This is a genomic window from Caballeronia mineralivorans PML1(12) (assembly GCF_001028175.1).
GTDB lineage: Bacteria > Pseudomonadota > Gammaproteobacteria > Burkholderiales > Burkholderiaceae > Caballeronia > Caballeronia mineralivorans.
The window spans coordinates 1-7,269 of record NZ_AEJF01000072.1 but is presented as its reverse complement, the minus strand read 5'-3'; the positions used below and the strand labels follow the sequence as shown (position 1 = coordinate 7,269).

The 7,269-nt window shown below is 64.0% G+C and carries 7 protein-coding genes; all 7 read left to right on the top strand.

Annotated features, from left to right (window positions below; all coding sequences use genetic code 11):
- Nucleotides 1-625: thiamine pyrophosphate-dependent enzyme (locus EOS_RS09910; protein WP_047846457.1), on the top strand; the 625-nt coding region annotated here is incomplete at its 5' end.
- The gene (locus EOS_RS09905; RefSeq protein ID WP_047846456.1) at nucleotides 622-2,097 is read left to right on the top strand and encodes an aldehyde dehydrogenase family protein; all 1,476 of its coding nucleotides are present in this window, start codon (nucleotides 622-624) and stop codon (nucleotides 2,095-2,097) included. The genes EOS_RS09910 and EOS_RS09905, both read left to right, overlap by 4 nt.
- A 24-nt stretch (nucleotides 2,098-2,121) precedes the next feature.
- Entirely contained in the window at nucleotides 2,122-3,093 is a 972-nt protein-coding gene (gene speB, locus EOS_RS09900) for an agmatinase (protein ID WP_047846455.1), read from the top strand.
- Between the two features lie 242 nt (nucleotides 3,094-3,335).
- Nucleotides 3,336-4,430, top strand: a complete 1,095-nt coding sequence (locus EOS_RS09895) for an ABC transporter substrate-binding protein (RefSeq protein ID WP_047846454.1) — start codon at nucleotides 3,336-3,338, stop codon at nucleotides 4,428-4,430.
- Nucleotides 4,427-5,356, top strand: a complete 930-nt coding sequence (locus tag EOS_RS09890; RefSeq protein ID WP_047846453.1) for an ABC transporter permease — start codon at nucleotides 4,427-4,429, stop codon at nucleotides 5,354-5,356. The genes EOS_RS09895 and EOS_RS09890 overlap by 4 nt, the downstream gene beginning before the upstream one ends.
- Nucleotides 5,353-6,222 carry an ABC transporter permease gene (locus EOS_RS09885; RefSeq protein ID WP_047846452.1) on the top strand — a complete coding sequence of 290 codons (870 nt, stop codon included), beginning with the start codon at nucleotides 5,353-5,355 and terminating at the stop codon, nucleotides 6,220-6,222. The genes EOS_RS09890 and EOS_RS09885 overlap by 4 nt, the downstream gene beginning before the upstream one ends.
- Nucleotides 6,223-6,247: 25 nt before the next feature.
- Nucleotides 6,248-7,269, top strand: a 1,022-nt coding sequence (locus EOS_RS09880) for an ABC transporter ATP-binding protein (protein WP_047846451.1), incomplete at its 3' end; no start/stop codon positions are given.

Here is a 7,269-nt window from a genome sequence, read left to right as displayed (position 1 = left end):
CGATGCCGGTTGGGGCGCGCCGCGCGTAGGCACCGCGCGTGCCGCTCTCAATGCAGGTTACGACGTACCGATTCGTTCGCAGGCAGCGCTCTTCGACACTGTATTGAACGCCCTGCCCGACGCGATCATCGTGGGCGATTCCACACGGCCCGTCTACGCGGGTAATTTCGTCTTCGAGGCGGCCGCGCCGAGATCTTGGTTCAACTCCTCGACGGGCTACGGCACGCTGGGCTACGGGTTACCGGCCGCGATCGGCGCACGGCTTGCATCTGGCAATCGGCCCGTGATCTGCCTGATCGGCGACGGCGGGCTGCAGTTCACGCTGCCCGAACTGGCGAGCGCTGTTGAAGCCGCCGTACCGGTGATCGTGCTGCTGTGGAACAACCGGGGTTACGCCGAAATCAAAAAATACATGGTTGAGCGCGATATCGAGCCGATCGGCGTCGACATATACACGCCCGACTTCCTCGCGCTGGCGCTCGGTTTTGGCTGCTGCGCCGCGTCTGCCCATACGCCTGCCGTGCTGGCAAACGAACTGAAGCAGGCCGCGGCGCGCCGCGTGCCCACGTTGATCGAAATCGACGAACAGAAGTGGTTCGACCACGTCCCGGGAGGCCCAGCATGAACGCGCCGAACGACACTCGATTTCTGACGCAGCTTTATATCGATGGCCGCTGGGTCGACGGCGCACTGGGCCACACGATTGCCGTGGTTAACCCTGCGACCGGAACCCATCTGACCGACGTGGCCGCCGGTACCGCACACGACGTCGAACTGGCGGTGGCCGGCGCGGCCCGCGCGTTCCGTGCCTGGCAGCAAACGACCGGCACCGAGCGTGCAGGCTACCTGCGCGCAATCGCGGCGGAAGTGGAGATGCGGCGCGAACGTCTCGCGATGCTGCAATCGTTGAACAACGGCAAGCCGCAAGCGGAAGCGCACATGGACGTTGACGATGTGATCGCGACATTCCGCTATTACGCCCAACTGGCCGAGCAACTGGACGACACAAGCGGCGCAGAAGTCAGCATCTCCAGCACGGAGCACCGTGCGCGGATCCTTCGCGAACCCTGCGGCGTGGCCGCGCTGATCGTGCCGTGGAATTTCCCGATGGTGACCACGGCATGGAAGCTTGCCCCGGCGCTCGCGGCCGGCTGCACGGTCGTGCTCAAACCCTCCGAGATCACGCCGCTGCCCGAACTTGAACTGGCCTCCGCGATCGCATCGGTCGGCTTGCCGGCGGGTGTTTTCAACGCGGTGACGGGCACCGGTGCAGACGTGGGCGCACCGCTCGTCGCGCATCCCGGAGTCGCGAAAGTATCGTTTACCGGTAGCACGGGTGTTGGTCAGACGGTAATGAAGACCGCCACCGACACGCTGAAGGGCGTGAGTCTCGAACTCGGGGGCAAGTCGTCGATCATCGTGTTCGACGATGCGGACCTCGACCTGGCGGTCGACCTCGCCGAAGCGGGCGGCTTCTTCAACAGCGGCCAGATGTGCTCGGCGACGAGCCGGGTGCTGGTCGCGCGCGAACTCGCGCCCGCCTTGCTGGCGAGGCTTGTTGAGCGCGCGGAGCGGATCGTCGTCGGCGACCCTTTCGCGCCTGACGTGCAGATGGGGCCGCTCGTGAGCCGCGCCCAATTCGACCGGGTGCGCGGCCATATCGAACAAGGTATTGCCGACGGTGCGCGGCTCGTCACGGGTGGCGACCGCCCGGCCGGCGCGCCGGAGCAAGGGTTTTTCATCGCGCCGACCATTTTCACCGATGTGCCGCCGACAAGCGCTTTATGGCGTGACGAGATCTTCGGCCCGGTCTTGTGTGTGCGCGTGTTCGACACTGAAGAGGAAGCCATCGAACTCGCCAATGACAGCGAGTACGGGCTGGTAGCGACCGTCGTCACCGACGACGAGGCTCGCGGCGAGCGGGTCGCTCGTGCCCTTGCGGCCGGCGTGGTGTGGGTCAACACGCCGCAGTTGATCTATCCGCAGACGTCGTGGGGCGGCTACAAGCGCAGCAGTATCGGGCGTGAACTGGGTCCGTTCGGGCTCGCCGCCTTCCAGGAAATCAAGCAGGTGCTGACGCGTCGTCAGGCCAACTAGACCGTCTACTCAAAAGGATTTGCGATGAAGCACGATAACCACTCCGACAACCCGTTCAACCAGCCGCTCGGCGGCAACCAGATGCCTCGCTTCGCAGGTCCGGCGACGATGATGCGCCTGCCGACCGCGACATCGGCCGAAGGACTCGATGCGTGTTTCGTCGGCGTGCCGCTGGATACCGGCACGTCGAACCGGGCGGGCGCGCGCTTCGGCCCGCGTGCGATCCGGGCTGAATCGTGCCTGCTGCGCCCGTACAACATGGCGACTCGCGCGGCGCCGTACGACAGCATCCAGGTGGCCGACATCGGCGACGTTGCGATCAACACGTTCAACCTGCAGAAGAGCATGGACATCGTCACCGAAGCGTATGACGAGATCCTCGCGCATGGCTGCGTGCCGCTCACGATGGGCGGCGACCATACGATCGTGCTACCCATCCTGCGCGCGATGAAGAAGAAATACGGCGCGCTCGGCGTGGTTCATGTCGACGCGCATGCGGACGTGAACGACACCATGTTCGGCGAGAAGATCGCTCACGGCACGCCGTTTCGGCGGGCGATAGAAGAAGGACTGATCGACGGCAACCGCGTCGCGCAGATCGGCCTGCGCGGCACCGGCTATACGGCGGAGGACTTCGACTGGTCACGCTCGCACGGCATCCGTGTCGTGCAGGCTGAGGAATGCTGGTACAAGTCGGTCGCGCCGGTCATGGACGAAGTACGCGCGAAACTGGGCGACGGCCCGGTGTACCTGAGCTTCGACATCGACGGTCTGGATCCGAGTTTCGCTCCGGGCACCGGCACGCCGGAAATCGGCGGCCTGACGATCTGGCAAGCGCTTGAAATCATTCGGGGCTGCCGTGGGCTGGATATTGTCGGGTGCGATCTGGTGGAGATTTCACCGCCGTACGACCCGTCCGGCAACACGGCGCTGGTGGGTGCAAACCTGCTCTATGAAATGTTGTGCGTGCTCCCGAAGGTGAAGTACCGGGCGTAGGCTGCCATGCACCAACGATTTGGCATGCACAACTGGCATGCCAATACCTATAAAGACCAGCGAGAACTAGAGAAAAAGCAACCAACCCATGCGCCGTGATCATGGCAGACATGACGATATATCGATTGTGATGCCTATTTTGCGCTCCTAACATTTTTCATGCGTGGACGAATTCAGACGAATTCAGCCATTCGTCCGGCGCATAGGTCGGACATCTTATTTAACCACTCACGGAGTCGGCGATGACTAAATTCAGCACAGGACGGCGGCAAGCCTTCAAGACGATCGGCGCAGCGCTCGCGGCGTCCGCGCTACCGGCACCGTTCGTTAATCTGAGAGCGCAGGAACACAATTTCTCAGGCAAGACACTACGTCTGCTGACCTGGTCGGACGATACAGGGACAGCCGCGCTGCACAATATCGCCGCGACGTTCATGGCAAAAACCGGCGCGAAGGTGATCGCCGACCGCGCGGACGGCACCTCCGGCATGGTCGCCAAGGTGAAGGCCGCGGGCGACCGTCCCACTTATGACGTGATCACGCTCGCAGGCGTGGGCGCTTCGGGTCTCGGCGATGCGGGCCTGCTCGTCAAGCCCGATCTCGACAAGCTGCCGAACCTCAAGGACGTGCCCGCGCAGTATCGAACGGGTGCTGACGGCTTCGGTGTCGGCTACCTGCTGTGGTCCGACGGCCTGATCTACAACACGTCGACCGTGAAGACGCCGCCGGCGTCCTATGAAGCGCTGTGGGACCCCAAATACGCAGGCCGCCTGTTCCTGCCGCCGCCCGAGTTTGCCGAGGCGGTCGATCTGGCGATCATCGCCGCAAAAATGTCCGGCGGCTCGCAGCAAAACATCGACCCGGGTTTCAAGAAGCTCGCGGAACTGAAGGACCGCGTGATGACGCTCGGCGAGAATCCGAATCAGGTCGCCGACCTGTTTCGCACGGGCTCGCTCGATATCGGCGGCATCTATTCGCCGGCGTTCTTTCCCGACCAGATCAGGAAACCCGAATACAAGATGGGCGTGACGTACGGCATGAAGGAAGGCTTCGCCACGCAACTGATGTTTACGGTGATTCCGAAATCGCACCCTGGCGACCTCGACCTGATTCACGCGTTCATCAACCATTCGCTCGATGCCGGCGTGCAAGGCCGGATGGCCGCTGACGTGCTGAACGGCCCGGTGAATTCGAAGGCCATGATTCCCGCCGAGAGCCTCAGGTTCGTGCCGAGCCCGCAGCAGATCGCCGAGAAGTCCATCCTGCACGACGACAAGTCACTTGCCGTGGTACAGGCCACTTGGATCAAGCGCTACACCGAGATTTTCTCGGCATGACCACGATGGCCGAACTCTCTTCGCACCGCGCCGGGCCGGGGGCGCCGGACCAGCCGGTTGCCCCCGCTTCGACCGCCGCGCTCGCCCACGCACGGCCATGGCTGCTGCTCGCCCCGATCCTCGCGTTTCTCGCGGTGCTCGCGGCGGCAGCGCTCGTGGTCCTGCGCATGAGCTTCGGTGCGCAGGGCGACGAGTGGCACGGGTTCACGCTGCAGAACTACGCGAACCTCGCCGATTCGTATTTCCTGAAGGCGCTGTGGCTCACGCTGCGGCTCGCGTTTCAGAGCATGGTGTGCGCGGTGCTGCTGGCGATTCCGGTCGCGCTTGCGATGGCGCGCACCGAGTCGCGGCTCGCACGGCGCTTGCTGCTGGCGGGCGTGCTGTTGCCGCTGCTCGTCAATCTGTTGCTGCAAGGCTATGGCTGGCTCGTGATCCTAGGCCCGGCAGGCTTGCTCAATCACGCGTTGCTCGCAAGCGGCGTGATCCAGCGTCCGATGCAATGGCTTTATCGCGAGCATGGCGTGCTGCTTGGCTTGATCCAGACCGCGTTTCCGCTTGCAGTGCTGCCGCTGTCGAGCGCGATGCGCGCCGTGTCCCTTTCGTATGAAGAAGCCGCCGCAACACTCGGCGCAACGCGCTGGCAAACCCTGCGTCACGTCATGCTGCCGCTCGCGATGCCCGGGCTTGTTTCCGGCGCGCTGCTCGTGTTCGCTTACAACGCAAGCGCGTTCGCGGTGCCGCTCTTGCTCGGCGGCCGGCGCGTGCCGATGCTCGCCGTGCTGGTGCACGACGAAGTCTCGCCGCTGCTGAACTGGCCGGCTGCATCGGCCTCCGGCGTGGTGCTGATGGTCGCGACGCTCGCCGTCATGGCGATCTCGCAGAGCCTCGTGCGCCGCACCCAACGTCTCCAGGAGCCGTCCGCATGAGCACCCCGGTCAATTCGCTCCCTTTACGAGCGCGGCTCCTGCCCGCGACTATGCCGGGCCGTCTCGGCAGGCCCGCGGCGCTGCTCGCGGCCATCGTCCTGTTCCTTGCCGCGCTGCCGATCCTGACGATGATCCTGATGTCGTTCAGTGCGTCGGACACGCTGGAATTCCCGCCGCCCGGCTACAGCTTGCAGTGGTATCGCGCGGCATGGCACAGTTTTGTTTCACCCGATGCAAGCGACGTGCTTTCCATGGGTACCGCATTGACGACGAGCCTGATCGTCGCCGTGTCGACGATGATCATCGCGACGCTGGTCTCGGTGCCCGCTGCGTATGCATTGAGCCGCTACCGCTTTCGCGGCAAGTCGGCCGTCGAGCAGCTCGTTGCGCTGCCGCTCGTCTATCCGCTGGTGATGCTCGGGCTGTCGCTGCTGCTGGTTTTCAACGTGCTTCCCGTGGAACTCGGCGTGTTCCGGCTCATCATTGCGCACGTGATTCTCGCGCTGCCGTTCACGGTGAAGAACTGCGCGGCGTCGGCGGCGTCTATCGGCCCGGAGTTCGAGGAAGCCGCCTGCGTGATGGGTGCGAGCCCGCGCCGCGCCATGTTCGATGTGGTGCTGCCGCTGATGCGCCCCGGCATCCTGGCCGGCATGCTGTTCGCGTTCATCATCTCGTTCAACGAGTTCACAGTGACATTCTTCCTGTACGGCATCAACACGATGACGCTGCCGGTGTGGCTCTATAGCCGCACGGTGTCGTCGCTGGACCCGACCGTGTTTTCGTTCGCCGTCTTTATCGTTGCCATCGACTTCGCACTGATCTGGCTGCTTGAAAAGCTGATTGGCGACGAGGGTGTCGCACTCTGAGCGCGCAAGAATCCAAGGAATTATCATGACTCATCTGACACTTCAGGCTGTGACCAAGCGCTTCAACCCGACCTACGCCGTCGATCACGTCGACCTGAGCGTCCCGGACGGCAAGCTGGTCTGCTTTCTCGGCCCGTCCGGCTGCGGCAAGACGACCCTGCTGCGCATGATCGCGGGGCTTGAGACGCCAAGCTCCGGCAGCGTGACTTTTGCGGGCCGCGACATCACCCACTTGCCGGCGAACCAGCGCGATTTCGGCATGGTGTTCCAGTCGCTCGCGCTGTTTCCGCACATGAGCGTCGCCGAAAACATCGCGTACCCGCTGCGGCTGCGAAAGACCGGCAAGGCCGCGCAAGGCCACCGGGTGGCCGAACTGCTCGACCTGATCCAACTGCCGCACATGGCGAACCGGCCGGTCACGCAATTGTCCGGCGGACAGCGCCAGCGGGTGGCGATTGCGCGTGCGATCGCGTCGTCGCCGAAACTGCTGCTGCTCGACGAGCCGCTCTCCGCACTCGACGCCAAGCTGCGCGAAGCGATGCAGGTCGAAATCCGCCTGCTGCAGCAACGCCTGGGCATCACGACGATCATGGTCACGCATGACCAGCGCGAAGCAATGACGATGGCCGACGAGATCGTCGTGATGGAAAAAGGCCGCATTGCGCAGGTGGGCAGGCCGCTCGACATTTATCGGGACCCGGTCAGCGAGTTCGTCGCCGACTTCATCGGGCTCGGTAATATCCTGCCGGTCACGCATGACGGCCGAGGCGGTGTGAGTCTGCCGGGAGGCCAGCAGATTGTCGTGGCTAATCCCGCCTACGTGCCGGAATTCGCTGGGGACATCCGCCTTCTGATCCGTCCCGAAGATGTCTGCTTGAAGCCCGCATCTACCACCAGCAATCCTAACCATCTCGCCGGTACGGTCACATTTATCCGCGACGTCGGCGCGACGCTCGAAGCGACGATCGACTGCGCCGGCTTCACGCTGACCGCCGCCACGACGCCGCGCGAAACGCCCGGCCTCGCCCTCGGGATGCCGGTGCTGGC

Excerpts from the sequence above, each read along its gene's own strand:
- EOS_RS09905 (WP_047846456.1), top strand. The coding sequence starts at position 622 with ATGAACGCGCCGAACGACACTCGATTTCTGACGCAGCTTTATATCGAT.
- EOS_RS09890 (WP_047846453.1), top strand. The coding sequence starts at position 4,427 with ATGACCACGATGGCCGAACTCTCTTCGCACCGCGCCGGGCCGGGGGCG.
- speB (WP_047846455.1), top strand. The coding sequence starts at position 2,122 with ATGAAGCACGATAACCACTCCGACAACCCGTTCAACCAGCCGCTCGGC.
- EOS_RS09885 (WP_047846452.1), top strand. The coding sequence starts at position 5,353 with ATGAGCACCCCGGTCAATTCGCTCCCTTTACGAGCGCGGCTCCTGCCC.
- EOS_RS09895 (WP_047846454.1), top strand. The coding sequence starts at position 3,336 with ATGACTAAATTCAGCACAGGACGGCGGCAAGCCTTCAAGACGATCGGC.